This window comes from Pseudomonas aylmerensis, from assembly GCF_001702265.1.
Classification (GTDB): Bacteria; Pseudomonadota; Gammaproteobacteria; order Pseudomonadales; family Pseudomonadaceae; genus Aquipseudomonas; species Aquipseudomonas aylmerensis.
In genome coordinates this window covers 1-26,387 of the sequence record NZ_MAUE01000010.1, presented here as the reverse complement: position 1 = coordinate 26,387, position 26,387 = coordinate 1, and the positions used below count along the sequence as shown (strand labels likewise).

The 26,387-nt window shown below is 61.4% G+C and carries 26 protein-coding genes and 1 rRNA gene; 10 read left to right on the top strand and 17 right to left on the bottom strand.

Going from position 1 to position 26,387, the window contains the following annotated elements; genetic code table 11:
* Nucleotides 1-18 precede the first annotated feature (18 nt).
* From BBG20_RS06255 to BBG20_RS06240, 4 genes are read right to left on the bottom strand one after another with little or no spacing between them, the layout of a single operon-like run.
* The gene (locus tag BBG20_RS06255; protein ID WP_065901321.1) at nt 19-579 is read right to left on the bottom strand and encodes a DUF6162 family protein; all 561 of its coding nucleotides are present in this window, start codon (nt 577-579) and stop codon (nt 19-21) included.
* Nucleotides 576-905: a hypothetical protein gene (locus tag BBG20_RS06250; RefSeq protein WP_065901320.1), complete on the bottom strand. Its 330-nt coding sequence runs from the start codon at nt 903-905 to the stop codon at nt 576-578. The genes BBG20_RS06255 and BBG20_RS06250 overlap by 4 nt, the downstream gene beginning before the upstream one ends.
* On the bottom strand, nt 902-1,441 hold the full coding sequence (locus BBG20_RS06245; RefSeq protein ID WP_065901318.1) for a thiamine pyrophosphate-binding protein: 540 nt from the start codon (nt 1,439-1,441) through the stop codon (nt 902-904). Before BBG20_RS06245 ends, BBG20_RS06250 begins: the two co-directional genes overlap by 4 nt.
* A complete protein-coding gene (locus BBG20_RS06240) occupies nt 1,438-2,640 on the bottom strand; it encodes a PepSY-associated TM helix domain-containing protein (protein ID WP_065901315.1) in 1,203 nt (400 codons plus the stop codon). Before BBG20_RS06240 ends, BBG20_RS06245 begins: the two co-directional genes overlap by 4 nt.
* A 273-nt stretch (nt 2,641-2,913) precedes the next feature.
* On the opposite strand from BBG20_RS06240, the gene leuC reads away from it, so the two are divergent.
* Together leuC and leuD are read left to right on the top strand one after the other, a co-directional pair.
* Entirely contained in the window at nt 2,914-4,332 is a 1,419-nt protein-coding gene (gene leuC / locus BBG20_RS06235) for a 3-isopropylmalate dehydratase large subunit (RefSeq protein WP_065901312.1), read from the top strand.
* Nucleotides 4,329-4,943: a 3-isopropylmalate dehydratase small subunit gene (gene leuD / locus BBG20_RS06230; RefSeq protein ID WP_065901309.1), complete on the top strand. Its 615-nt coding sequence runs from the start codon at nt 4,329-4,331 to the stop codon at nt 4,941-4,943. Before leuC ends, leuD begins: the two co-directional genes overlap by 4 nt.
* Before the next feature lie 148 nt (nt 4,944-5,091).
* Here leuD and BBG20_RS06225 read toward each other — a convergent pair whose 3' ends face one another.
* The 4 genes from BBG20_RS06225 to BBG20_RS06210 all read right to left on the bottom strand — a co-directional run bounded on the left by BBG20_RS06225 (nt 5,092) and on the right by BBG20_RS06210 (nt 9,092).
* A complete protein-coding gene (locus BBG20_RS06225) occupies nt 5,092-6,006 on the bottom strand; it encodes a LysR substrate-binding domain-containing protein (RefSeq protein ID WP_218187745.1) in 915 nt (304 codons plus the stop codon).
* A gap of 145 nt (nt 6,007-6,151) precedes the next feature.
* Nucleotides 6,152-7,462 carry a dicarboxylate/amino acid:cation symporter gene (locus tag BBG20_RS06220; RefSeq protein ID WP_065901303.1) on the bottom strand — a complete coding sequence of 437 codons (1,311 nt, stop codon included), beginning with the start codon at nt 7,460-7,462 and terminating at the stop codon, nt 6,152-6,154.
* Nucleotides 7,463-7,559: 97 nt separating this feature from the next.
* Nucleotides 7,560-8,435, bottom strand: coding sequence for an alpha/beta fold hydrolase (locus tag BBG20_RS06215; protein WP_065901300.1), 876 nt, complete (start codon nt 8,433-8,435; stop codon nt 7,560-7,562).
* Between the two features lie 198 nt (nt 8,436-8,633).
* Nucleotides 8,634-9,092, bottom strand: a complete 459-nt coding sequence (locus BBG20_RS06210; RefSeq protein WP_065901297.1) for a VOC family protein — start codon at nt 9,090-9,092, stop codon at nt 8,634-8,636.
* A 226-nt stretch (nt 9,093-9,318) separates the two neighbouring features.
* On the opposite strand from BBG20_RS06210, the gene BBG20_RS06205 reads away from it, so the two are divergent.
* The 3 genes from BBG20_RS06205 to BBG20_RS06195 are packed head-to-tail and all read left to right on the top strand — an operon-like array spanning nt 9,319 to nt 12,012.
* Nucleotides 9,319-10,542 carry an SfnB family sulfur acquisition oxidoreductase gene (locus BBG20_RS06205; RefSeq protein ID WP_065901295.1) on the top strand — a complete coding sequence of 408 codons (1,224 nt, stop codon included), beginning with the start codon at nt 9,319-9,321 and terminating at the stop codon, nt 10,540-10,542.
* Nucleotides 10,543-10,545: 3 nt separating this feature from the next.
* The gene (locus BBG20_RS06200; protein ID WP_065901293.1) at nt 10,546-11,211 is read left to right on the top strand and encodes a methionine ABC transporter permease; all 666 of its coding nucleotides are present in this window, start codon (nt 10,546-10,548) and stop codon (nt 11,209-11,211) included.
* Between the two features lie 30 nt (nt 11,212-11,241).
* On the top strand, nt 11,242-12,012 hold the full coding sequence (locus BBG20_RS06195) for a MetQ/NlpA family ABC transporter substrate-binding protein (protein WP_065901290.1): 771 nt from the start codon (nt 11,242-11,244) through the stop codon (nt 12,010-12,012).
* Nucleotides 12,013-12,133: 121 nt separating this feature from the next.
* Here BBG20_RS06195 and soxR read toward each other — a convergent pair whose 3' ends face one another.
* Nucleotides 12,134-12,583 (bottom strand): redox-sensitive transcriptional activator SoxR, encoded by a 450-nt coding sequence (gene soxR / locus BBG20_RS06190; RefSeq protein WP_065901289.1) that lies wholly within the window; start codon nt 12,581-12,583, stop codon nt 12,134-12,136.
* Nucleotides 12,584-12,683: 100 nt separating this feature from the next.
* Here soxR and BBG20_RS06185 point away from each other — a divergent pair, with 100 nt between their 5' ends.
* The gene (locus tag BBG20_RS06185; RefSeq protein ID WP_065901287.1) at nt 12,684-13,049 is read left to right on the top strand and encodes an antibiotic biosynthesis monooxygenase; all 366 of its coding nucleotides are present in this window, start codon (nt 12,684-12,686) and stop codon (nt 13,047-13,049) included.
* Here BBG20_RS06185 and BBG20_RS06180 read toward each other — a convergent pair.
* The 4 genes from BBG20_RS06180 to msuE form a co-directional block, all read right to left on the bottom strand.
* Nucleotides 13,038-14,141 (bottom strand): sigma-54 interaction domain-containing protein, encoded by a 1,104-nt coding sequence (locus tag BBG20_RS06180; RefSeq protein ID WP_065901285.1) that lies wholly within the window; start codon nt 14,139-14,141, stop codon nt 13,038-13,040. The two genes, BBG20_RS06185 and BBG20_RS06180, sit on opposite strands and share 12 nt — an antisense overlap.
* Nucleotides 14,142-14,152: 11 nt before the next feature.
* The gene (locus tag BBG20_RS06175) at nt 14,153-15,340 is read right to left on the bottom strand and encodes an acyl-CoA dehydrogenase family protein (protein WP_065901282.1); all 1,188 of its coding nucleotides are present in this window, start codon (nt 15,338-15,340) and stop codon (nt 14,153-14,155) included.
* A gap of 187 nt (nt 15,341-15,527) precedes the next feature.
* Entirely contained in the window at nt 15,528-16,670 is a 1,143-nt protein-coding gene (ssuD, locus tag BBG20_RS06170) for an FMNH2-dependent alkanesulfonate monooxygenase (RefSeq protein WP_065901280.1), read from the bottom strand.
* Nucleotides 16,671-16,679: 9 nt separating this feature from the next.
* Nucleotides 16,680-17,243, bottom strand: coding sequence for an FMN reductase (msuE, locus tag BBG20_RS06165; protein ID WP_065901278.1), 564 nt, complete (start codon nt 17,241-17,243; stop codon nt 16,680-16,682).
* A gap of 398 nt (nt 17,244-17,641) precedes the next feature.
* Between msuE and BBG20_RS06160 the strand changes: the two genes are divergently transcribed.
* From BBG20_RS06160 to BBG20_RS06150, 3 genes are all read left to right on the top strand, one after another.
* On the top strand, nt 17,642-17,911 hold the full coding sequence (locus BBG20_RS06160; RefSeq protein WP_065901276.1) for a hypothetical protein: 270 nt from the start codon (nt 17,642-17,644) through the stop codon (nt 17,909-17,911).
* 233 nt (nt 17,912-18,144) lie between these two features.
* The gene (locus BBG20_RS06155) at nt 18,145-19,305 is read left to right on the top strand and encodes a cysteine desulfurase family protein (protein WP_065901274.1); all 1,161 of its coding nucleotides are present in this window, start codon (nt 18,145-18,147) and stop codon (nt 19,303-19,305) included.
* A 51-nt stretch (nt 19,306-19,356) separates the two neighbouring features.
* Nucleotides 19,357-21,165, top strand: coding sequence for an aminopeptidase P family protein (locus BBG20_RS06150; protein WP_065901271.1), 1,809 nt, complete (start codon nt 19,357-19,359; stop codon nt 21,163-21,165).
* A gap of 106 nt (nt 21,166-21,271) precedes the next feature.
* On the opposite strand, the gene BBG20_RS06145 is transcribed toward BBG20_RS06150, so the two are convergent.
* The 4 genes from BBG20_RS06145 to rhtA all read right to left on the bottom strand — a co-directional run bounded on the left by BBG20_RS06145 (nt 21,272) and on the right by rhtA (nt 24,076).
* Entirely contained in the window at nt 21,272-21,862 is a 591-nt protein-coding gene (locus BBG20_RS06145) for a 2-hydroxychromene-2-carboxylate isomerase (protein ID WP_065901268.1), read from the bottom strand.
* Between the two features lie 36 nt (nt 21,863-21,898).
* On the bottom strand, nt 21,899-22,630 hold the full coding sequence (locus BBG20_RS06140) for an SDR family oxidoreductase (RefSeq protein WP_065901265.1): 732 nt from the start codon (nt 22,628-22,630) through the stop codon (nt 21,899-21,901).
* Nucleotides 22,631-22,741: 111 nt separating this feature from the next.
* Nucleotides 22,742-23,023: a hypothetical protein gene (locus tag BBG20_RS06135; RefSeq protein WP_065901262.1), complete on the bottom strand. Its 282-nt coding sequence runs from the start codon at nt 23,021-23,023 to the stop codon at nt 22,742-22,744.
* Nucleotides 23,024-23,188: 165 nt separating this feature from the next.
* Nucleotides 23,189-24,076 carry a threonine/homoserine exporter RhtA gene (rhtA, locus tag BBG20_RS06130; protein WP_065901259.1) on the bottom strand — a complete coding sequence of 296 codons (888 nt, stop codon included), beginning with the start codon at nt 24,074-24,076 and terminating at the stop codon, nt 23,189-23,191.
* Nucleotides 24,077-24,785: 709 nt separating this feature from the next.
* On the opposite strand from rhtA, the gene BBG20_RS06125 reads away from it, so the two are divergent.
* Nucleotides 24,786-26,322 (top strand): 16S ribosomal RNA (locus BBG20_RS06125).
* Nucleotides 26,323-26,387: the final 65 nt, after the last annotated feature.

Below are 26,387 nucleotides of genomic sequence, written 5' to 3'. Positions count from 1 at the left end.
GGCAATCGGTCTTCTCGTTCAGTGACGGTGCTGGCGGGTGACGCCGGCATCGAATTGCGCGACCACTTGCTGCCAGCCGGCTGCGATCAGCGCCTGGTCAGAGAGGTCGGAGGGGGCGGCCAGGTCGGTGCTGCGATTGAGCCAGATATCCGGCTCGGCACCGTGCACGCGCATCAGCAGCGAGCCACTGGTGGCAGGTGCCTGGCTCAGCCCCAGGTAGGACGAAGGCGCCAGCAGCTGCCAGCGATGATCGCCACGGCTGACCGAGCTGGCGTCCTGGGCGAACGGCGCAAAGCCTTCTTCGGCCAGTTGCTCGGGCGTGGGCAGGGCGCTTTGCTCTTGTGCCAGCAGCTGGATTTCATCCAGGGTCACGCGCAAGTCGGCATAGATGCCCTGTTCGGCAGCACTGAGGTCACGGCGCGCGTCCAACTGGTGGCTGGGCACCGCGACGACCTCCTGGGATTCGCCGTGCAAGGCCACCACCGTGCCGGCCACCGCGAGGATGATCAGGCACAGCAGCAGGACGTAGAGGGTCTCGTGCCCGGCACCGGCGGGGCGCACAACCTGTGTCGTGCTCATTGCGGCTGGATGTCCGCTTGGTCGATTTCCACGACGTGACCGGGACCCGCATCAAACAGCACATAGAACTCGGCCGAGGGTTTCTTGAAGGTCAAGGTCGAGTCCTGGCCCAGCTTGCCGGGCACCAGGATCGTTTCGTCGTAGCCGATCACATCCAGCGTCACTCCGGGGGCGCCGCTGCCGTCGGAGAAGCCGCCTTTGCACTCGATCTGCTCGCCAGGGATTTCCTTGCATTCGCACATCGGGTTGTGGGCCAGGGCTACGGTACTGAAACCGGCACCGAGCACTAGCACGGCGCAGGCGCGGGTCAGGCGCTTCAAAGTCATGGTTTAACTCCTTGCTTGTTCAGCCAGGCAATGGTGGCAGGCGAGGCCTGGCTCAGCGGGATGGAACCCTGGTGCATCGTGCCGTCCCAGCCTTCCATGGTGACCCACAGTTCGGCGTCGACCGGCGTGCGCTCTGGCACCGGCAGGGCGGCGCCCATGCGGTACGGGGTGCCGAAGAAGATCACTCCGGCGGCGCGCAGGCTGCGCGGCTTGCCGATGCGCAGGTAGGTGGCCTTGACCTGGTCGGCGCAGGTGTCGCACAAGGCGGCGTTGAAGAATTTCATCGGGCCGGCCGGGTCCGGGCGCGGGCCTTCGTTGCGAAACTCGGCGAGTTTCAGGCTCCAGGGCCCGACCTGCACATCACCGGCCAGGCGTTCGCCGATGCCGGTGTCACCCCGAAACAGCGCGGCGTCGGCGAAGTACTTGGGCATGAAGCCCAGCGGCACCAGCAACAGCAGGACATTGATATGGAAACGCCATTTAAGCCAGAAGGCCCGCAGCGGCGAAGGCGGTGTAGCGGTAGCGACCTTGCTCATGGGTTGGCCTCCGAAGTTTCAGCCTGCAGGGCCGGGATGGGCGCGGGCGCACGTTGCGCCTTGGCCTCGCGCTTGAGCGCATTGAGGGTCGCGAGGGCGGTGCGCTTGGTCCAGATCAACAGGCCGCTCAACACCATCATGCTCAGCACCAGGCCGAAGAACGCCCAGATCAGCTTGATCCAGATACCGCCGAAGTCGCCGGTGTGCAACGGACGCATGGACTCGGTGACGAACTCCAGTTTGGTGCGGTCGGAGAGCAGGTGCGACGAGGCGATTTCACCGTCATACGGGTTGATTTGCGCGGTCTGGTACATCAGCGGGTACCAGCCCCGGCCACCGATCTGCAAGTGGCTGTAGGCGTTGAGCGGCAGGCTGACGAAACTCGCTTCCAGCCCCGGGATGCGCTGGGTGGCGATTTCGATGGCTGCATCCACGGGAATCATCGGTGCCGGCACGCCAGGTTCCGAAGTCGGGACTTTCTCGCGTGCGATCACCGGGACGATGGGCTCGCTGGAAATCGAAATCTGGTTATCCCCCAGGATCGCCTGGATCAGGAACCAGGTGCCGGTGATGGAGATCACCGCGATGAACCAGATCGACCAGATACCGCTCAGGCGGTGGAAATCCCCCCAGAAAATCCGCGCGCCGTGGCGGATTCGCAGGGTCGGCTTGAGAAAACCCTTCCAGAAGCGCTTGTACACCACCAGCCCGGTCACCAGCGAGGCCAGCAGCGGCAAGCCGAGCAGCGACACCAGGTACCAGCCCCAGCTGTAGCCATTGGTGAACGGCACCAGCCACCAGCCGTGCAAGGCGCGGGTGAACTGGCGGAAGTCGAACGACGGGCTGACGCCCTGGATCGCCCCGGTGTACGGGTTGACGTAGACCTCTACCGAACGGCCGTCGGGGTAGCTGAGGTCGACACTCAGGGCAAAGTGCGATTCGTCCGGACGGCTGAGCGACTGCACGATCACCTGGGGTTCGGCGCGCTTGATGGCGCTGATCACCTGGTCATAGCTCAGCGGCTCGGCATCGTCCGACGGTTTGCTCGCGCGGATGTCCGGGTTGGCCAGCCACACGATCTCCTGGCTCACCACCGCCAGGGTGCCGGTGACGCAGACGATCAGTACGAAGAACCAGATGGGCAATGCCAGCCAGCTATGAACGAGAAACCAGAGTTTGGAGCGTGACTTCTTCGACATGTGAATGAGGGTCTTGATCGGAGGGGGGCGATGGAGGCCCGAAAAAGGCCAGTCGTAGCTTTTGCTGACGCGACGGGCTGTATCTAAGTTAAGACGGATGAGAATGGGAAAACCCTAATCCGAACATGCAAGTAAATGTTTCAGATTCAAATTCACACGGATTAACGACGCGATCGAACACGAAACATGTTCCAAGCCATCACCGAGGTGGCATTGATGAGGGCAGGGGGCTGCGTAGGATGGAGCCATACCGTTGAGCGAGCCTTTAGAACAATGACTGCCAGAACTCTCTACGACAAACACATCGATTCCCACACGGTGTGCGCCCTCGATGACCAGGGCCACGTGCTGCTGTATATCGACCGCCAGGTGATCAACGAATACACCAGCCCCCAGGCTTTCAGTGGCCTGCGTGAGGCCGGGCGTGGCGTGTGGCGTCCGGGTACGGCGCTGGCCGTGGTCGACCATGTGAACCCCACCACGCCCCAGCGCATCGCGGCGATGCCCGATGCGGGCGGGGCACGGCAAGTGTCTTACCTGGCGGAGAATTGCCGGGATTTCGGCATCGAGCTGCTGGATATCCTCGACAAGCGCCAGGGCATCGAACATGTGATCGCGCCGGAACAGGGGTTTATCCTGCCGGGCATGGTGATCGCCGCCGGTGACAGCCACACCACCACATACGGCGCCCTGGGCGCCTTTGGCTTCGGCATCGGCACTTCGGAAATCGAACACCTGCTGGCCTCCCAGACCTTGGTCTACAAGCGGCTGAAAAGCCTGCGCGTCACCGTCGAGGGGGCGTTGGCCAAGGGCTTGACCTCCAAGGACGTGATCATGGCGCTGATTGGCAAGATCGGCGCGTCCGGTGCGACCGGCTATGCGATCGAGTTTCGAGGTTCGACCATCGACGCCTTGAGCGTCGAGGCGCGCATGACCATCTGCAATATGGCGGTGGAGGCGGGTGCTCGTGGTGCATTCATGGCGCCGGACGACAAAGTCTTCGCTTACCTCAAGGGCAAGCCGCGCGCGCCCACAGGCGAGTTGTGGGAGCAGGCGCTGGTGGGCTGGCGCCAACTGAATTCCGACGCCGACGCGGTGTTCGACCAGGAAGTGCACCTCGACGCGAGCACCCTGGAACCCATGGTCACTTGGGGCACCAGCCCCGACCAGGCCGCGCCGATCGGCGCCCGGGTGCCGGATCCGCAGGATGTCAGCGACCTGATCCTGCGCCAGGACATGCGCCGCGCCCTCAACTATATGGGCCTGGAGGCCGGCATGCCGCTGAGCGAGATCGTCATCAGCCATGCCTTTATCGGTTCCTGCACCAACGCGCGGATCGAAGACCTGCGTGACGCCGCCAGTGTGGTGCGCGGCAAGCAGGTGGCCGAGCACGTGCGGGCGATGATCGTGCCCGGTTCCACCGAAGTGCGCGACCAGGCCGAAGCCGAAGGGCTGGCGGCGATCTTTATCGACGCCGGTTTCGAATGGCGCCAGTCGGGCTGCTCGATGTGCCTGGCGATGAACGATGATGTGCTGGCCCCCGGCGACCGCTGCGCGTCTAGCACCAACCGCAACTTCGAAGGCCGCCAGGGCGCCGGCGCGCGTACCCACCTGATGAGCCCGGCAATGGTCGCCGCGGCCGCGATCACCGGCCGCCTCACCGATATCCGCCACTTTGGAGACCGCCCATGAGCCTGCAACCCTTTACCCTGGTCACCGGCAAGGCCGCGCCGATGCTGGCGGCGAATATCGACACCGACGTGATCATGCCCAAGCAGTTTCTCAAGGGCATCGACCGCAGCGGCCTGGACCGGGGGCTGTTCTTTGATCTGCGCTTTTTGCCCAATGGCGCGCCCAACCCCGAGTTCGTGCTGAACCAGCCCGCCTGGCAGGGCGCGAGTTTTATGGTAGTGGGGCCGAACTTCGGCTGTGGTTCCAGCCGTGAGCACGCGGTATGGGGCCTGAAGCAGATGGGCATCCGCGCACTGATCGGCAGCAGCTTTGCCGGGATTTTCTACGACAACTGCCAGCGTAACGGCGTGCTGCTGATCACCCTGGAAGAGGCGGTCCTGCAGCGCCTTGGCCAGACCGTCAGCCAGCCCGACCAGGCGCAGATCAGTGTTGACCTGCAAGAACAGCAGATTCGCCTGGCGGACGGCCAGGTCATTGCATTCCAGATCGACACCCTGCGCAAGACCGCGCTCCTGCTCGGCCTGGATGCAATCGGCAGCACCCTGCAGCGCAGCGAAGAAATCAAAGCCTTCGAACGCCGCCACCTCGCCGCCAATCCCTGGCTCAACTGACCTACTCGAACCGCAATCGCCGGCAAGCCAGCTCCTACGGGTGAGCGGGTTTGCACGGCGGGAGAGCGGCCATCCCCAGGCAATTACCCCTTGCTTGGCCCACCCCAAAACTGTAGGAGCCGGGCTGGCGTTGCTCGGCAATATGGCTTTAGATCGACAGCCCTTTGAAGTGCTCCTGCAAGAACTCCACACACGCGCGCAACTTCCCGGAATACGCTAGCCGCGTCGGGTACACCGCCCACACGTTGGCACTCTGGGTGTAGGCGTGCAGCACCTGCACCAGCTTGCCCTGTTCCAGCAGTGGCTTCACATCCCACATCGAGCGCAGCAGTACGCCGCGCCCATCCAGCGCCCATTGCAGTACGATCTCGCCATTGTTCGAGGACAACGGCCCGTGCACGCGCACGCTCTCCTGGGCGCCGTCGTGCTCGAGGTTCCAGATGCCGAAGGCGTTGTCGCGCTCCTTGAGCACCAGGCAATCGTGCTGCTCCAGGTCGCTCAAGTGTTGCGGCGTGCCCCGGCGTTGCAGGTACGCGGGCGCGGCGCACAGCACCCGGCGATTGCTCACCAGGCGCCGGCCGATGTGCTGGCCGGGGATGTCGTCGCCTACGCGGATCTCCAGGTCGAAGCCTTCGCTGACGATGTCCACCACGCGGTCGAACAGGTCCAGGCGGATTTCCAGGTCCGGGTACTGCTCTGCCAACAACGACAGGGCCGGTGCCACATGATTGCGGCCAAAGCCGAAGCTGCTGCACAGGTGCAGGCGGCCACGCGGGCTGTCATGGGCATCGCTGAGTTCATCGGACAGTTGCTGGAAGTCTTCGAGAATACGCACGGCCCAGCGCTGCACCCGTTCACCGTCTTCGGTGAGGGCGATACGGCGGCTGGTGCGGTGCAGCAGGCGGGTGGCCAGGGTGGTTTCCAGAATCTGGATACGCTTGCTGACATACGCCGGCGACAACCCCAGCTCATCGGCGGCGGCAGCGAAGCCGGCCTTGCGGATCACGGTCAGGAACACCCGCAGGTCTTCGGGTAGGGGCACGGTATCTTTCTTATGAGTCATCAGAAACAAGCGTGGCGGCATGAGCCGCCAGAATAGCACCGGTGTGACGAGGCAGCGTGCTGCCGCTGGAATGTGCAGCGCTCCGATCTTTTTCGGGGCCGCCGCGCAGCCCGGCGGGCGCAAGCTCCCTCGCCACCGTCAGGATTTACTCGGCAGCGATTTTCGCCTGTGCCGCCTGGGCAGCGCGCGCATGGCGGCCGCGCTTGAGGGCGATCGGCGCCATCTTCTCGCGATCCAGTTCGCCCTCCCAGGCGGCCACCACCAGGGCGGCCACGGCGTTGCCGATGATATTGGTCAGCGAGCGGCATTCGGCCATGAACCGGTCGACGCCGAGAATCAGCACCATCGCCGCCACCGGCACAGTCGGCACCACCGCCAGGCTCGCCGCCAATGCCACAAACCCGGCACCGACCACCGCACCGGCGCCTTTGGAGGTGAGCATGGCCACCGCCAGCAGGGTCAGTTGTTGCTCAAGGGGCAGGTGGATATTGGTGGCCTGGGCCAGAAACAGCACCGCCAGCGTCATATAGATGTTGGTGCCGTCCAGGTTGAACGTGTAGCCGGTCGGCACCACGATGCCCACCACGCCCTTGGATGCGCCGAGGCTTTCAAGTTTCTGGATCAGTTGCGGCAGCGCCGACTCCGACGAGCTGGTGCCGAGCACGATCAGCAGTTCCGACTTGATGTAGCCCATCAACTTGAAAATGCTGAAGCCGGCATAGCGCGCGATGCTGCCCAGCACCACGGCGATAAAGAAGAACGCGGTGATATAAAAGGTACCCACCAGTTTCAGCAGCGGCAGCAACGAGCCCACGCCGTATTTGCCGATGGTGAAGGCAATCGCACCAAACGCACCGATCGGCGCGACGCGGCTGATGATGCCGACAATGCGGAAGAACACCTCGCTGGCCTGGTTGATCACGCCCACCAGCGGCCGACCTTTTTCACCGACCATCACCAGTCCGACGCCAAACAGCACGGAGACGAACAGCACCGGCAGGATCTCGCCCTTGGAAAACGCATCGAAAAACGTCGTGGGAATCACGTGCAGCAGGAACCCGGTGATGCCTTCGCCATGCTCGGCCTGGCCGACAAAGCCGGCAATCGCCGAACTGTCGAGGGTCTTCACATCGATGTTGAAACCGACGCCCGGGTGCAGCAGGTGCGCGGCGAGAATGCCGATCAGCAGGGCGATGGTGGACACCACTTCGAAGTACAGCAGCGCCTTGCCGCCGACCCGGCCCACCTGCTTCACGTCGTGCATGCTGGTGATACCGGAGACCACCGTGCAGAAGATGATCGGGCCGATGATCATTTTGATCAGCTTGATAAAGCCATCGCCCAGGGGTTTGAGGTCAATGCCGATCTGTGGCCATTGGTGGCCGATCAACACGCCCAGCGCGATCGCGATGAGCACCTGGATATACAGGGTTCCCAGCAGTTTTCTGATTGTCATTGTTATTATCTCGAGACGTTGTTTTGGGCAAAGCGAACCCGTCGCAGGCCGTTGGCAGCCTGCGAGGCGGGTGTTTCAGGTCACGGGGTGATGTGGCTCAGCGAAGGAAGGCCAGGACTTCGCCAAGCAACAACTCGGGGGCTTCTTCAGCGATGTAATGGCCGGCCGGCAGGGCCTTGCCGCGAACATCGGTGGCGACTTTCTGCCACTCCTTGAGCGGCTCGAAGCAGCGGCCGACGGTGCCTTCGGCGCCCCACATGACCAGCAGGGGCAGGTTCAGGTGGTTGCCGGCGTCGATATCCGCCTGGTCGTGCTCAAGGTCGATACCGGCGGCAGCACGGTAGTCCTCGCAAATGCCGGTGGCGCTGCCCGGCAACTTCAAGCAACGCAGGTAGTCGGCGAAGGCTTCATCGGTGAACGGCTTGAGCCCGGCACTGCGACTGCCCATCACGCTGCGCAGGTACAGCTCGGGGTTGCTCTCGATCAAGGCTTCCGGCAAGGGCGCCGGGCGAATCAGGAAGAACCAGTGCCAGTAAGCGCGGGCGAAAGCCTCGTCGGTTTGTGCATACATCGACAGGGTTGGCGCGATATCCAGCAACACCATGCGCTGCACGGCCTCGGGATGATCCAGGGCCAGGCGATGGGCCACACGGGCGCCACGGTCGTGGGCCAGCAGCGAAAACTGCGCAAAGCCCAGGGCCTGCATCAGCTCGACGCCGTCGCGGGCCATTTCGCGTTTTGAATAATTAGTGTGATGGTCATTGGCCGGCGGCCTGCTGCTGTCGCCATAACCGCGCAGGTCGGCGGCGACCACGGTGAAGTGCTCGGCCAGCTGCTCGGCGACTTTATGCCAGATGACATGGGTCTGCGGATGCCCGTGCAGCAGGAGCAGGCCGGGACCCGTACCGCCTTTGCGGTAGCTGATGTCCACGCCGTTGACGTGGCACTGGTCTTTCTGGAATCCGGCGAACATGGAATGACTCCTTGTGATGATTGCCTGCATCCTGGAATCACGCGGCGTTCGCGGCAAGGGGGAAAGCGTGGAGGGGTTGTTCATGAAGTGTGTAGGAGCTGGCTTGCCCGCAATGAAATCGACTCGGTATGCCGGATAGAACGAGTGGTCTGCATCGCAGGCAAGCGCCCACATTTGATCGCCATGGCCTCAGGTATTTCAGCCTTGCTTGAACATCTCCATGGCACGCTGGCGGATCTGCTCCTCGGTCAGGTTCTCCTTGCGCGTCGCGAGGAACCACAGGTGGCCGAACGGATCCTTCACGCTCGCGGAGCGGTCGCCGTAGAACTGGTCCTTCGGCTCCGACACCACCGTGGCGCCGGCGGCCACGGCTTGTTTGAATTGCGCGTCGACGTCGTTCACATACAGGTGCAAGCCGACACTGGTGTGTGCGTCGGGATTGCGCAGGGCCATCTCCGCGCAGGGTGTGCCGAGCATGATCGCCGAATCACCGATACGCAGCTCGGCATGCCCGACTTTGCCGTCGGGCATGTCCAGGCGCATGACCTGCGTGGCGCCGAAGGCTTTCTTGTAGAACTCGATGGCTTGCGCGGCGTTGTCGATGCCCATATAAGGCGTGACGCTGTGATAGCCCTCGGGAATGGGTTTAACGCTCATATCGTTCTCCTCAGGTGGTGGTTATGGAGGCACGGCCTCTTCACTATAGGCCACGTATCGCGGGGCCTGCGGGCAGCCGACGAGGTGTTCGCCAGGCAACAGTGAACGGGCAGATTGCTGCGCCATAAGCGCCGTCGCGACGCTTTTACAGGGCCAGGCCGTGTGTTTGCGGGCACGGCACAGAAGCTGCAATGCCTCAGGCAAACCATTCGCCCGAGAGCGTTGTATGTCTGTACTGCCTGTATCTGCCGATTACCCGATCCACAGCCCCCACGCCGAGTTGATTCGCGACGAAGCCCAGGCCATTGCCGTCGCCCACCGTGTCGCCGCGGTGTTGCTGGAGCAGGACGCCGAACGCGACCGCACGCGGCAGGTGCCCGCCGAGGTCGTCGACCTGTATTCCAACAGCGGCCTCTGGGGCATCAGCGTGCCGCGCGAGTTCGGTGGGGCGCAGGTGTCCTACGCGGTGCTGGCCCAGGTGATCGCGATTATTTCGGCGGCCGACCCGTCCCTGGGGCAGATCCCGCAGAACCATTACTGCCTGCTCGAAGATATCCGCTTGCAGGGCACGCCCGAGCAGCAGGCGCATTTCTTCGGCCTGGCACTGCAAGGCCATCGGTTTGCCAATGCGCTGTCGGAAACCGGCGGCAAGAATGTGCAGGACATCCAGGCGACGATCCGCCGCGAAGGCGACGGCTATGTGATCAACGGGCGCAAGGGTTATTGCACCGGTTCGCTGTATGCCCATTGGCTGGCGGTGCTGGCGCTCGACGAGCAGCAAAATGCCCAGTTGGCCTTTGTGCCGCGGGGGACCGAGGGGCTGGTTGTGGTGGATGACTGGGACAGCATGGGCCAGCGCACCACTTCCAGCGGCACGGTGCTGGCGCAGGACCTGCGGGTGCCGGCGTTCAATCTGTTTCCTACTCACAAGTCCTACGATTCACCGACTTTGGCCGGCCCGTTCGCACAGCTGACCACTGCCGCCATCGACGCCGGTATTGCCCGCGCCGCGCTGCGTGACACGGTCGCGTTCGTGCAGCAATTCGCGCGGCCGTGGATCGACGCCGGGGTGGAAAAAGCCAGCGAAGACCCGTTGACCATCATCCAGGTCGGCGCGCTGGATATTCGCCTGGAAGCCGCTGAGGCGCTGCTCGAACGTGCCGGTCGGGCCCTTGATGCCGCTCGCCCGGCACCGGATGAAGACTCTGTCGCCCACGCCTCCCTGGCCGTGGCCCGCGCCAAGGTCCTGACCACCGAAATCGCCATCGAAGCCAGTAACAAACTGTTCGAGCTCGGTGGCACGCGCTCCACCCTGAAAAAGCACAACTTCGACCGTCACTGGCGCAACGCGCGGGTCCACACGCTGCATGACCCGGTGCGCTGGAAATACCACGTGGTGGGCAACTGGCTGCTCAACGGCGCCAAGCCACCCCGCCACGATTGGTCGTGATGCATGGCTGAATTATTCAAGAACATCTACTGGGCCGATATCGGCCAGGCCTGCCTGGAAACCCTCAGCATGCTCACTGCGGCGCTGGGTTTTACCGTGCTGCTGGGCTTGCCACTGGGCGTGCTGCTGTTTCTCACCGGCAAGCGCCAGTTGCATGAAGCACTGGTCGTGTACCGGCTGCTGTCGGTGGTGGTCAACGTGCTGCGTTCGCTGCCGTTCATCATTTTGCTGATTGTGCTGATCCCGCTGACCACCTTGCTGGTCGGTACCTCCCTCGGCGTACCGGGCACCATCCCGCCGCTGGTGGTGGGTTGCACGCCGTTCTTTGCACGGCTGGTGGAAACCGCGCTGCGCGAAGTCGATCGCGGCGTGGTGGAGGCTACCCAATCGATGGGCGCCAGTACCTGGCAGGTGATTCGCCACACGCTGTTGCCGGAAGCCCGCGGTGGGCTGCTGGCGGCGGTGACCGTCACCGCGATTGTGCTGGTGGACTACACCGCCATGGCCGGGGTGATCGGTGGCGGAGGCCTGGGTGACCTGGCGATTCGCTATGGCTACCAGCGGTTCCAGACCGACGTGATGGTGGTCACCGTGGTGCTGTTGCTGGTGCTGGTCCAGGCACTGCAGATGACCGGTGATCGTTTGGTGGCGCGATACAGCCGCCGTTAATGCCTCTTACAAACTGCCTTTGGAGCACCCATGAAAAAGTCCCTGGCCATCTTGGCCGCTGTCCTGTCGATGAATGCCTTTGCCAATGAAAAGTTGATCGTGGGCGCCACACCCGTGCCTCACGCGGAGATCCTCGAGTTCGTCAAACCGGTGCTGGCCAAGGAGGGCGTGGACTTGCAGATCAAAGTCTTTACCGACTTCATCCAGCCCAACCAGCAGCTGGCGCTGAAGAACATCGACGCCAACTACTATCAGTACCGACCGTTTCTCGATGACTACAACAAGACCCGCCACACCGACCTGGTGCCGGTGGTCGGTGTGCATATCGAGCCGTTTGGCGCGTACTCGACGCGCATCAAGAACATCTCGGAACTGAAGGACGGCGCCACCGTGTCGATCCCCAACGACCCGGTCAACACCGGCCGCGCCCTGGTGCTGCTGGATGAGGCCGGGCTGATCAAGCTCAAGGACCCGAGCAACACCCTGAGCACCCCGCGTGATATCGCCGAGAACCCCAAGCACCTGAAGATTCGTGAGCTGGAAGGCGCCTTGCTGGCCCGCTCGGTCAGCCAGGTGGACCTGGCCTTCGTGTTCGCCAACTACGCGCTGGAAGCGGGGATTGATACCAACAGTGCGTTGATCGTCGAGAAGGGTAAATCTTTGTACGTCGAGTACCTGGTGGCGCGGCCGGACAACATCAACGATCCGCGCATCCAGAAGCTCGCCAAGGCGTTGAATTCCGATGAAGTGCGCCAGTTCATCCTGACGCGCTACAAAGGCCAGATCGCCCCGGGCTTCTAAGGATCAACACCGATCAAATGTGGGGGCTGGCCTGTGCGATAGCATCACCGCGGTGTGACTGGTTTACCGAGGTGCCTGCATCGCCGGCAAGCCGTGCTCCTGCAGGGTATGGGTGTGCAGGTCAGGATGCAGGGCTGGGTTCCAACAGTTGCGCCCCCGGCCCGTGCTCACCGAGCTGATCATCCTGATTGCGCAGCGGGCACGCCTCCAGCGACAGACACCCGCAACCAATACAACCACTGAGTTTGTCGCGCAGCAGCATCAGCTTGTTGATGCGCTCGTCCAGGTCTTGGCGCCACAGCGCCGACAAACGCTCCCAATCCTGTGCGTTGGGCGTGCGTCCATCCGGCAAGGTCTGCAAGGCTTCGCCAATGGTCGCCAGCGGAATCCCCAGGCGCTGGGCGATTTTGATCACCACCACGCGGCGCAATACATCGCGAGGGTAGCGCCGCTGGTTGCCGGCATTGCGATTGCTTTTGATCAGCCCCTTGGCCTCGTAGAAGTGCAGGGCCGTCACCGCCACGCCACTGCGCGCCGCCAGTTGACCGACGGTGAGTTGTTTGTTGAGCATGAAAAACTCCGAGACAACGCTTGACCTTGACTTAACTAGAGGTTTTACCCTGCGTGGCATCGAATCGCAAGATTCTGCCTACAGAGAAAGGGGAGTGTTCATGCAGGTATCAGAGAAAAATCGCAGCTTCACTCAAATGATCGAGTTTCACATCGAGCCCCGGCAGCAAGTTGCCCTGGTGGCCGCCTTGTCTACCCAAAGCGAGCGCCTGGCCCAAGGCCATGGCGGCTTTATCAATGCGAGTGTGCAGGTCAGCGACGATGGCCGGCGGGTGCTCAGCTATCTGCAATGGCGTTCGCGCGAAGACGGCGAGGCGGCGTTCAAATGCTTTGAGCACGGCGAGGAAGATTTCTGGACGCTGATCCGCGCCCACCAGGCCACGGCCGTGACCTTCGGTTCGTTCCAGGTGCTGCGCAGTTTCGAGCGCAGCCATGACAATGCCTTGCACTGCCGCCTAAATGGATAGGTGCAGCATTCGCTCGCCCTGGACGTTCTCCCCGGGGCGGCGCTTGTTCACCGCCAGTTCGCCGATCTTGATCAGGCGGGTGCGGGTGACGTTGCGGCTCAGGCCCAGCAGGTTGGCGGTGTGCACCTGGTTGTAATGGCTGAAGCGGTAGGCGGCGCGTAACAGCGCGTCTTCGACCTTTTCATGCAGAGCACCGGCCTGTTCTTCAAAGAGCTTTTGAAACGCCCGCTCCAGCAGGGCTTCGGCGCTGTTGTCGGTGCTGTGCTGGCTGTCGTCCTGGCGTTCGATGCGCATGTTCGACAGGCGCAGGTCGTCGCGCTCGATCACGCCGTTGCGGCAGATCAGCAGGGTGTGGTGAATCACGTTTTCCAGCTCGCGGATATTGCCTGGCCAGCTATAACTCTTGAGTTTGTGTTCGGCCTCGCGGCTGATGGTGATCGGGCCGTAGCCCAGGCGCTGGCTGTAGGCTTCGATAAAATGCCGGGTCAGCGGCAGGATGTCGCCCGGCCTTTCGCGCAATGGGCTGAGTTCGAGGCTGACCACGTCGAGACGGTAGTAGAGGTCTTCGCGGAAATGCCCGGCGTTGATGGCTTTTTCCAGCTGCACGTTGGTGGCCGCCAATACGCGTACATCAATCGGAATGCTCTTGCGCGAGCCCAGGCGCACCACTTCGCGCTCCTGCAGCACCCGCAGCAATTTGACCTGGATGGCCATCGGCAAGTCGCCGATTTCGTCCAGGAACAAGGTGCCGCCATCCGCCTCTTCGAACCAGCCGGCCTTGGCACTGAGGGCACCGGTGAAGGCGCCTTTTTCATGCCCGAACAACTCGGCTTCCACCAACGATTCAGAGAAGGCGCCGCAGTTCACCGCCACAAACGGCCGGTTACGCCGCGCGCTGAGGTTATGGATATGCCGCGCCACCAGCTCTTTACCGGTCCCGGTCTCGCCGATGATCAGCACACTGGCTTCGCTGGGCGCCACTTGCTGGATATGGTCGAGCAGCGCCTGGGATTTCGGGTCTTCGAAAACCTGGGCCGTGGCGCGGATCGAGGTCGCGAGGGCGGGCGAGGGCGGTAGGGTTAAAAGCTGCATGGGCACCTCTCTTAGGAATAGAACGTGGGAATCGGCAGGGACTGGTTCAACGCCCAGTCCCCCAGTTCGTGGAGTTTGTAGTCCACCGGATCGTGCAGGGTCTGCGTGCGCAGGTTGCGCCAATGGCGGTCCAGGCGCAGCGACGCGTGGGTGGAGCGCGCCCCGGTGACTTCAAACAGGCGGCTGCACAGGTCCAGGCCCTGGCGGGTGGCGGCGACTTTGGCGGTGGCGATGGCAATGGCCAGTTGGCCACGTTCGTTTTCCGTCAGGTTGGGGCCTTTGGCCCAGGCCTGGTCGAGCAACTCGGCGGCACGCTCCACCAGCAGGCGCACCCCCTCCAGGGCGACCCAGAACTCACCGTAGTGATGCAGCACGTAAGGGTCCTGGCGCACGTCCTCGGCTGAGGATTTGTGCCAGGAGCGGGTCTCGGTCAGTGTGTAGTTACGCGCTTCTTCGAAGGCGCCTTCGGCAATCCCGAGAAACATATGCGTGAAAGTCAGCTGCGCGATCAACGGGCGCAGGCAGGCGAAGGGCGTGCTCAACGGGCCCGGGTCGAGCAGCAACTCCGATTCCTCGACGCGTACGCGTTCGAAGCTGGCGCTGCCGCTGTCGGTCTGGCGCTGGCCGATATTGTTCCAGTCGTTGTGCAGGGTGATACCACTGCGGCCGCTGGGAATTGCGGCGATCAGCAGTTTGCCGCCGGCGCTTTCATCCACAGCCGAGGCGATCAGCATTTCCGAGTCGCTGGCGCCGGAGCAGAAACTCTTTTTGCCGGAGAACTCGCGCCAGCCGCCGAAATCCTTGACCACGGTGCGGGTGTCCAGCGGGTTGAGGGCGTTGCCCCAGAACCAGTTCTTGCGCGCGGTCTGTTCGAACCACGGCTGCCATTGGTCCGGTCGCGAAAACAGGCGCACGGTGGCGAGCATCAGGTGGTGGAAGCCGAAGACATGGGCGATGGAGCTGTCGACCTTGGCGAATTCGCGCACGATGCCCAGGGTGTCGCTCCAGCGAGCGCCGAGGCCGCCGTACTGCGTGGGAATGCTCAGGGCCAGCAGGCCGCTGTGGCGCAGGGCGTCGCGTTCGGCCTTGGGCGTACCGCCGCGTTCGTCGCGCTCGACGGCGGTGAGGGCGAATTCGGCGGCCAGCAGTCTGGCGGTCTGCAGCGGTGATGGCAGGACGCTGTGGGGTTTGGCTGTCACGCGGGGTTCCTCAATGTCTATTTCGCAATGAAGGCTAAATGTGGGAGCGGGCTTGCTGTGGCGAGGGAACGGGTTCCCGTTCGACTGCCTAGCAGTCGCCAGCTTTTGGTGGCGCTTCGCACCCCGGCGGGAGCAAACTCCCTCGCCACATAAGCTCCGTTCCTACATAAAGCCGATCTCACTGCACTCAGGCCTTGGTGGTGGGCAGTACATCGTTGGCAATCATTTCGCCGAACGGGCCAGTGAGGTTGGTGACGCCACGTCCGGCAAGGCTGGCGTAGGGCTCCGGCAGCAGCGGGAACACCAGCTCGGCAAACCGGTAGGCTTCTTCCAGGTGCGGGTAGCCAGAGAAGATGAAGCTCTCGATGCCCAGGTCCGCGTATTCCTTGATGCGTTCGGCCACTTGCTGCGGGTTGCCAACCAGCGCGGTGCCGGCGCCGCCACGCACCAGGCCGACGCCCGCCCACAGGTTGGGGGCGATTTCCAGGTTGTCGCGGCGCCCGTCATGCAAGGCGGCCATGCGGCGCTGGCCTTCGGAATCAAAGCGCGAGAAGGATTTTTGCGCGGCGGCGATGGTGTCGTCGCTGATGTGCTCGATCAGTTTGTCGGCGGCTTTCCAGGCGTCTTCTTCGGTCTCGCGCACGATCACGTGCAGGCGGATGCCGAACTTCACGGTACGCCCGTGACGGGCGGCGCGTTCGCGTACATCCGCGAGTTTTTCGGCGACGGCGGCGGGCGGTTCGCCCCAGGTCAGGTACACGTCCACCTGTTCGGCAGCGAGGTCGTGGGCCGCGTCCGAAGAACCGCCGAAGTAAAGCGGCGGATAAGGCTTCTGCACCGGTGGGTAAAGTGCCTTGGCATTCTGCACACGCAAGTGCTTGCCTTCGAAATCTACCGATTCGCCCTGCAACACGCGTCGCCAGATCTGTAGGAACTCGTCAGAGACTTCGTAGCGTTCGCTATGGTCGAGGAAGCTGCCGTCGCCGCGGTTTTCGTCGGGGTCGCCGCCGGTCACCACGTTGATCAGCAAGCGACCATTGGAAAGGCGATCCAGGGTGGCAGCCATGCGCGCGGAGACCGTGGGCGAGATGATGCCCGGACGAATGGCCACCAGATACCGCAGGCGTTCGGTCAGCGGCACCAGCGCCGAGGCGATCACCCAGGAGTCTTCGCACGAGCGGCCGGTAGGAATCAGCACGCCGTGGTAACCCAGGCTGTCAGCGGCCTGGGCGACCTGCTTGAGGTAATTGAGGGTGACTGGCCGTGCACCTTGGGTGGTGCCCAGGTAATGGCCATCGCCGTGAGTGGGCAGAAACCAGAAAACATCCATGACAAATCCTTACGCGATTTTCAGCAGAGAAGGGGAATGCGCCGCGAACAATGGCGCTGCTCGTTCTGCCGCCAGTTGAATACGGGCTTTCAGGAGCTCACTGGTTATTTGGTAGTCGGTGAAGTCAGCTTCGGTGGCGTACACGCCGATTGGCAGGGTCAATGCCTGGAAGAAGCTGAACAGCGGGCGCAACTGATGATCGAGCACCAGCGCATGGCGTTCGCTGCCGCCGGTGGCGGCGAGCAACACCGGGGTGTTGATCAGCGCGTTGAGGTCGACCAGGTCGAACAGGTGCTTGAGCAGGCCAGGGTAGGAGCCGCGATAGACCGGCGCCGCGACGATCAGCAGATCTGCCTGTTCAATCGCCAACAGTTGCGTTTCGACCTCGGCCGGCAACTCATCGCGCGACAGTGCACCGCCGAGTGGCCGGGCAATGTCGCCCAGTTCGATCAGGTGGGTCTGGATCGGCAGCAAGGTGGCCAGTTCGGCCAGTACCGCCTGGGTCAACACGAGGGTACGGGACGGGCGCCAGGTTCCGCCGGAGACGGCAACGACATTCAGGGGACGGGTCATGAACAGTTCCTTTATCAACAGTGGTTCATAGCAGGTGTGTGCAACGTGTTGAGCAAGAGCTGTACCAACGGGTGCAAGCCTTGATTGGCGCGGGCTGCGGCCTTGCGGGTGAAAACGGCTGCTGTTGTCTGATTGGTGATTTGTTGAATGACTGTTGCCGGGGCAACAGTTGCGTGGCGAACAGTGTCGGGCAGCTGAGAGCCATTTATAGAGGGTTACATTTATTCCGTAAATGAACGTATTTCCATATTTATAGATTTTTGTGGAATATGAGGGGGCCGCTATCGCAAGTGCCTTGGCGGTTGATAGCGACTATCACGGACGATGATTTTTCACCGGCAAAGGGCGGGAGTAGCCTGTGTTCATTGACTCGAAACTACCTTTGCAGGGCCGCCGCCATGAACCGATTCCTCGCTGTTTGCTTACTCGTCGTTGCCTCAGTCCTCGCCGGATGTGCGACCCATGCTTCGCCCGAATTACGGCCTTACACCGCAGAAGAAACCAAACAGTTGGCCCTGGAGGCGCTGAGTCGTCGTGGCTTGTCGTTTGATGAATACCAACAGCAGCGCGCCGCACTGACCGGCCAGCCACAGAAATCCTTTGGCTTCGATCACCAGGGCGAAATGAATGCCGAACGCAGCGTGACATTGCATGGTCGTCCCAGTTGAGCCCGCGCTTAGCAGCAAAAAGCCCGAGGATTCCCTTAAGGAACCTCGGGCTTTTTGTTTGCCATGCGGGGACTTCAGCCTGTTAAGCTGAATTTCAGGAGCGTTCCTACGCACATTTAAATAAAGTGGCCCTTCTTCAATGGCATTTGATCCGGTAAACCTGACGACCTCTGTTCCGGCTGATGCCCCTGAGACGCTGTTCTCGGGAACCTGTTTTGCGAGTCTTAATTGTCATGAATAAACGTCCGCTGTATTTCGACTATGCCGCCACCACCCCGGTGGATGAGCGGGTCATCCAGGTGATGGTCGAGTGTCTGGGCTTCAACGCCAATTTCGGTAACCCCGCGTCCAGCTCCCACGCGTTCGGCCAGGCGGCCCGGCAAACGGTCGAGCAGGCGCGCCGCCAGGTGGCGGAACTGGTCGGTGCCCAACCTGAGCAAATCGTCTGGACCTCCGGCGCCACCGAATCCAACAACCTCGCCATCAAGGGCGTGGCCCAGGCGCGGGGCGTGGCAGGCGGGCATATCATCACCAGCCAGATCGAACACAAGGCCACCCTGGACACCGCCCGGCAATTGCAGGAAGCCGGCGTGGCCGTGACCTACCTGGTGCCGGACGCGCAGGGCCTGATCAGTGCCGATGCAGTGAGCCAGGCGCTGCGCGAGGACACCTTCCTGGTGTCGCTGATGCTGGTCAACAACGAACTGGGCACCGTCAACGACATCCCGGCCATCGGCGCCCGCGTGCGTGAACATGGGGCGTTGTTGCACGTGGACGCAGCGCAGGGCGCAGGCAAGGTAGCGATCGACCTGGCCGAGTGGCCGGTGGATTTGATGTCGTTTTCCGCACACAAGCTGTATGGCCCCAAGGGTATCGGCGCGCTGTATGTGGGGCCGCGCGCGCAGCAGAAGGTGCTGGCGCAGATCCACGGCGGTGGTCACGAAGGCGGATTGCGTTCCGGCACGCTGGCCACGCACCAGATCGCAGGCATGGGCACGGCGTTCGCCCTGGCGGCGGCATCGTTTACCGAAGAACAGGCGCTGATTGTGGCGTTGCGCCAGCGGCTGCTGGATCAGCTGGCGTCAATCGCCGGCGTGCGCCTCAACGGCAGTCCGACCCAACGTATTCCGCACACCCTCAGCCTCACGTTTGGCGAAGGTGAATTCAATGCGGCGGCGCTGAGCGCGGGCATCGCGTTTTCTGCCACCTCGGCCTGTAACTCGGCGAGCAACGCGCCCTCCCATGTGCTGCTGGCGCTGGGCCATGACGCGCGCAGCGCCGGCCGAACGATTCGCTTGAGCCTGGGCCGGTTTACCACCGAGCAGGACATCGATCAGGCCGTGCAGTTGATCAAGGCCGCACTCGCCAGCGCACCGGCGTTCTGGGCGGTCTGAATTTATCCATTCGCAACACATAACAATTATTCGTGGTTAGCAGGAGACACAATGAGCACGCAGCCTTTGACCCATGGAACGGTTCCCCAGCGCCTGGCGCATACCCGTGAACTGATGAGCCGCGAGGGCATTCACGCCCTGCTGGTGCCGTCGGCGGATCCGCATCTGTCTGAATACTTGCCGGGTTACTGGCAGGGACGCCAATGGTTGTCGGGGTTCCATGGCTCGGTGGGAACGCTGATTGTGACCGCGGACTTTGCCGGCGTCTGGGCGGACAGCCGCTATTGGGAACAGGCCACCAAGGAACTCAAGGGCAGCGGCATCGAATTGGTGAAGCTGCAACCGGGCCAGCCTGGTCCATTGGAGTGGCTGGCGGAGCAAACCCCGGAAGGTGGTGTGGTGGCGGTGGACGGCGCGGTGATGGCGGTGGCGTCAGCACGGACCCTGGGCGGCAAGCTGGCCGAGCGCGGCGCAACGCTGCGTACCGACATCGACCTGCTCGATGAAGTCTGGCAAGATCGCCCGGCGCTGCCGAACCAGCCGATCTATCAACACCTGCCGCCGCAGGCCACGGTGAGCCGCGGTGAGAAACTCGCCGCGCTGCGTGCCAGCTTGAAGGAGAAGGGCGCCGACTGGCACTTCATCGCCACCCTGGATGATATTGCCTGGCTGTTCAACTTGCGCGGCGGTGACGTTTCGTTCAACCCGGTGTTTGTATCCTTTGCGTTGATCAATCAACAACAGGCCACCTTGTTCGTGGCGCTGAGCAAGGTCGATGCCGAACTGCGAGCGGTGCTGGAGCAGGACGGCGTGACCCTGCGTGACTACAGCGAAGTGGCTGATGCACTGCGCGCCGTGCCGTCGGGTGCCAGTGTGCAGGTCGATCCCGCGCGTGTAACCGCAGGCTTGCTGGAAAACCTGGACGCTGGCGTCAAGCTGGTCGAAGGGCTCAACCCGACCACGCTGGCCAAGTCGCGCAAGAGCCTGGCCGACGCGGAACACATCCGCCAGGCCATGGAGCAGGACGGCGCAGCGCTGTGCGAGTTTTTCGCCTGGCTGGACAGCGCGCTGGGGCGCGAACGCATCACTGAACTGACCATTGACGAACACCTGACCGCCGCGCGTAGCCGTCGCCCGGGTTATGTGTCGCTGAGTTTCAATACTATCGCCGCGTATAACGCCAATGGTGCGATGCCGCATTACCACGCGACTGAAGAAGAGCACGCGCTGATCGAAGGCGATGGTTTGCTGTTGATCGATTCGGGTGGCCAGTACCTGGGTGGCACCACCGATATCACGCGGATGGTGCCTATCGGTACACCCAGCGAAGAACAAAAGCGCGATTGCACCCGCGTGTTGAAAGGGGTGATTGCCCTGTCCCGTGCGCATTTTCCCAAGGGCATTCTGTCGCCGCTGCTGGATTCGATTGCGCGTGCGCCGATCTGGGCTGAAGGCGTGGACTACGGCCACGGTACCGGGCACGGCGTGGGTTATTTCCTCAACGTGCACGAAGGTCCGCAAGTGATCGCCTACCAGGCGGCCACGGCGCCGCAAACCGCGATGCAACCGGGCATGATCACCTCGATTGAGCCGGGTACTTATCGTCCGGGACGTTGGGGCGTGCGGATCGAGAACCTGGTGTTGAACCGTGAAGCGGGCAAGACCGAGTTCGGTGAGTTCCTCAAGTTCGAAACCCTGACCTTGTGCCCGATCGATACTCGTTGCCTGGAGCCGTCGCTGCTGACGGCGGATGAGCGTGAGTGGTTCAACGGCTACCACAGCGAGGTGCGCGAGCGCCTGAGCCCGTTGCTCAATGGCGCGGCACTCGAGTGGTTACAGGTGCATACCGCGGCTATTTGATCGGTTGCAGTCCAGGCGCCCGGCCAAGGCGTCGGCTATGTAGTCGACTAACGCCTTGATCCGGGCGAATGGCGCCGATTGGGCGGGGGCGCTTGGCGATCGAGATTCAACTCAAGGCTTCGCGCACAAACTCCAGACGGTCCTGGCCGAAAAATAGCTGGTTGCCTACAAACAGGCTGGGCGCACCGAACACGCCGCGTTGAACGGCTTGCTCGGTTTTGGCCTTGAGGGCGGCTTTCACGCTTTCGTCATTGGCCAAGGCCAGTATCTCCTGCGGCTCAAAGCCGTGTTCGCTGAGCACCGTCACCACGACGGCGGGATCTCCCAAGTGGCGACCCTCTGCCCACAGCGCGCGAAACAGGCAACCCACCAAATCGTCGAAGCGTTCGGGCTGGTGCAGTTGCACGCCGGTGACAGCGCGCATCAGCACCAGGGTATTGATGGGAAAGTGCGGGTTGAACTTGAGCGTGACGTTGTAGCGTTGGGCGTAACGAGCCAGGTCGTCGAACATATAGCGTCCCTTGGCGGGGACGGTGATCGGCGAGGCGTTACCGGTGGCCTTGAACACGCCGCCCAATAACATCGGTTGATACACCAACTCTGCGCCGGTTGCTGCGCACAGGGCCGGGAGCTGGGTGTAGGCTAGGTAGGTGGCAGGGCTGCCGAGATCAAAGAAGAACTCCAGGGTTTTACTCATGGTCGCTGCTCGCTGATTATTGTTGTGGGGGCGTGCTTACCAGGGTTCATTCCAGGGGCGCAGGTCCAGCTCGAACGTCCAGGCGTCGCGCGGTTGGCTGTGCAGGAACCAATAGTTGTCGGCGATGTGCTCGGGGTTGAGAATGCCGTCCTGATCCTTGAGCGCGTATTTCTGCGGGAAATTGTCGCGAATGAAGTCTGTGTCGATGGCGCCATCAACCACGATATGAGCGACATGGATATTCATCGGCCCCAGCTCCCGCGCCATGCTTTGCGCAAGTGCGCGGATCCCGTGCTTTGCTCCTGCAAATGCGGCAAAGCCGGCGGCCCCGCGCAGGCCGGCAGTCGCGCCGGTGAACAGGATGGTGCCGCGATGGCGGGTGACCATGCGCTTGGCCACCTCACGTGCATTGAGGAACCCGGAGAAACAGGCCATTTCCCAGATCTTGAAATACTTGCGCGCGGTTTCTTCAAGGATGCTGCAGGGCACATTGGCGCCGATGTTGAAAACGAAGGCCTCAATCGGGCCCAGTTGCGTTTCAATCTGTTCGATCAGCGCGATCACGTCTTCTTCTTTTCGTGCATCGCACGCAAAGCCATGCGCTTCGCCACCGGCTGCCTGGATGCTATCGACCAGAGGCTGCAATTTGTCGGCGGTGCGGCGGGTGACACAGGCGACGTAGCCTTCGCGGGCAAAGCGCTTGGCAATGGCACCACCGGTTGCGTCTCCGGCGCCGACTACCAATACGATTTTCTTGTTATGCGTCATGGGAACTCCGTTGGCTCGAATGTCGAACAGGAGTCTAGCCGCAGTGTCGCAAAAGGTCGGGTGGGTAGTGGGTGTTTGATATGAGCAGTCGGAGGGAGACTGCTCGGTCAATCACTTGCAAATGACGATCATGCTCCGGCTGGTGTAGCCCGCAGGGTTGAGGCCGAAGGGGTAATCCCCAGGTTCCTCTGAATTGTCACCGGACTTGGCGATCACCCGGTAGCCCTTGGCTCCGCACGAGTTGGTTGCGCTGGTGTAGCACTGGTCCCAGGAGGAAGACAGTCCGGAACAGTTGATATGCAGCCCTTTTTTGCCCCGCTTCACTTCTGTCTTGGTGGTCGCGGCACAGCCACCGATGGCCACGACCATTAACAGTATCAAAATTCGCTTCATTCCTATCCTTAATAGCCGCTTCCGCAATGCTTGAAGCCGGCTCTACTCGCTCTCGAGTCTAGCGTTCGTGCTGTCCCTGTCGACGTTCTCCATGAATGACATTCGTTTACGGCTTAAACATGGCTTAAATGAGCGGTAAATGCCAGAGCTACATTCAAAGAAGCGTCAATCCGCTGGAACCAGCGGCTTTGACTCCTTGCGCATCGTCACGGTGGCACCCACGGAGGCCAGGATGATGCAGGTGATGGCCAGCCATTGCGCCAAGGTCAGGTGCTCGTGCAGGAAGAGCAGGCCGGAAAGCGCGCCGAATGCGGGTTCGATGCTCATGAGCGTGCCGAAGGTGCGGGCGGGGAGGCGGGTGAGCGCGACCATCTCCAGGGTGTAAGGCAGGGCGGTGGACAGAATGGCGACGCCGATGGCGACAGGGATCAGGGCCGGGGTCAGCAATGCAGCACCCGCGTGCACAATGCCGATAGGTGCCACAAACAAGGCGGCGATCATCACGCCGAGGGCGGCGGTCTGTACGCCATTGTCATTGCCTGCCTTCTGGCCGAACAGAATATAGAGGGCCCAGCAGACACCCGCCCCCAGAGCGTAGGCTGCGCCGAGCAAGTCGATGCCGCTGCTGGCGTCCCCCACGGGAATCAACAAGAGCAGGCCGATGACCGCGAGGGCAATCCAGAGGAAATCCACCGCTCTGCGCGATGCGTAAATCGCTACTGCCAGCGGTCCGGTGAATTCCAGGGCAACGGCAATCCCCAGGGGTACGCTGCGCAATGACATATAGAAGAGGAAGTTCATGCCACCCAGGGCCATCCCGTAGACGATCACCGTGCGCAGGGACTTGGCGGTCAGCTTGGCGCGCCACGGGCGTAAGAGAAGCAGCATGATCACGCTGGCGAAAATCAGGCGCAGGGTGGTCGTGCCCTGGGCGCCAACAATTGGAAACATGCTCTTGGCCAGCGAGGCGCCGGACTGGATGGAAGCCATGGCGATCAACAGCAGGCCGACAGGAAACAATGCCGAGGCCAGGCTGCGGGGAGAGGTGGTCATTGGGGATGTTCGTCCGAGGTCGTATTAAGAGAAGCGCAAGCAGCTATGATGCTTAAGTGTTGAGGGTTGAGCAATATATTGCTCAATTATTCCGCTGAGGACCTCTATATAGCCTCAAACCGGAGGTTTCCCGGCTTGTTGATAGAAAATTCAAATTAAGGGTTGACGGCAGATTCTGGAAGTCTATAATTCGCCCCACTTCCGGCGCAGTCGAAACGGAAAACTCCTTGGTAAACAAAGAGTTACGCGAGATTCGACAGCGACTTGCTTCAGTTCATCGAAGCCCAGAAGGAGTTGGTAGAGCAGTGTTGTTTGGCTCTATTAACGTTTCGATCTTCTCGGTCGAAAGCGGAGAAAAAGAGGTGTTGACAGCAGCGTGTAACGCTGTAGAATTCGCCTCCCGCTAACGAGAGATCGGAAGCGCAAGTGGTTGAAGTGGTTGAAGTTGTTGAAGAAATCTTCGAAAACTTCTGAAAATAATCACTTGACAGCAAATGAGGCTGCTGTAGAATGCGCGCCTCGGTTGAGACGAAAGATCTTAACCAACCGCTCTTTAACAACTGAATCAAGCAATTCGTGTGGGTGCTTGTGGAGTCAGACTGATAGTCAACAAGATTATCAGCATCACAAGTTACTCCGCGAGAAATCAAAGATGTAACCAACGATTGCTGAGCCAAGTTTAGGGTTTCTTAAAAACCCAAAGATGTTTGAACTGAAGAGTTTGATCATGGCTCAGATTGAACGCTGGCGGCAGGCCTAACACATGCAAGTCGAGCGGTAGAGAGAAGCTTGCTTCTCTTGAGAGCGGCGGACGGGTGAGTAATGCCTAGGAATCTGCCTGGTAGTGGGGGATAACGTTCGGAAACGGACGCTAATACCGCATACGTCCTACGGGAGAAAGCAGGGGACCTTCGGGCCTTGCGCTATCAGATGAGCCTAGGTCGGATTAGCTAGTTGGTGGGGTAATGGCTCACCAAGGCGACGATCCGTAACTGGTCTGAGAGGATGATCAGTCACACTGGAACTGAGACACGGTCCAGACTCCTACGGGAGGCAGCAGTGGGGAATATTGGACAATGGGCGAAAGCCTGATCCAGCCATGCCGCGTGTGTGAAGAAGGTCTTCGGATTGTAAAGCACTTTAAGTTGGGAGGAAGGGCAGTTGCCTAATACGTAACTGTTTTGACGTTACCGACAGAATAAGCACCGGCTAACTCTGTGCCAGCAGCCGCGGTAATACAGAGGGTGCAAGCGTTAATCGGAATTACTGGGCGTAAAGCGCGCGTAGGTGGTTTGTTAAGTTGGATGTGAAATCCCCGGGCTCAACCTGGGAACTGCATTCAAAACTGACTGACTAGAGTATGGTAGAGGGTGGTGGAATTTCCTGTGTAGCGGTGAAATGCGTAGATATAGGAAGGAACACCAGTGGCGAAGGCGACCACCTGGACTGATACTGACACTGAGGTGCGAAAGCGTGGGGAGCAAACAGGATTAGATACCCTGGTAGTCCACGCCGTAAACGATGTCAACTAGCCGTTGGGAGCCTTGAGCTCTTAGTGGCGCAGCTAACGCATTAAGTTGACCGCCTGGGGAGTACGGCCGCAAGGTTAAAACTCAAATGAATTGACGGGGGCCCGCACAAGCGGTGGAGCATGTGGTTTAATTCGAAGCAACGCGAAGAACCTTACCAGGCCTTGACATCCAATGAACTTTCTAGAGATAGATTGGTGCCTTCGGGAACATTGAGACAGGTGCTGCATGGCTGTCGTCAGCTCGTGTCGTGAGATGTTGGGTTAAGTCCCGTAACGAGCGCAACCCTTGTCCTTAGTTACCAGCACGTAATGGTGGGCACTCTAAGGAGACTGCCGGTGACAAACCGGAGGAAGGTGGGGATGACGTCAAGTCATCATGGCCCTTACGGCCTGGGCTACACACGTGCTACAATGGTCGGTACAGAGGGTTGCCAAGCCGCGAGGTGGAGCTAATCCCATAAAACCGATCGTAGTCCGGATCGCAGTCTGCAACTCGACTGCGTGAAGTCGGAATCGCTAGTAATCGCGAATCAGAATGTCGCGGTGAATACGTTCCCGGGCCTTGTACACACCGCCCGTCACACCATGGGAGTGGGTTGCACCAGAAGTAGCTAGTCTAACCTTCGGGAGGACGGTTACCACGGTGTGATTCATGACTGGGGTGAAGTCGTAACAAGGTAGCCGTAGGGGAACCTGCGGCTGGATCACCTCCTTAATCGACGACATCAGCTGCTCCATAAGTTCCCACACGAATTGCTTGATTCATTGAAGAAGACGATA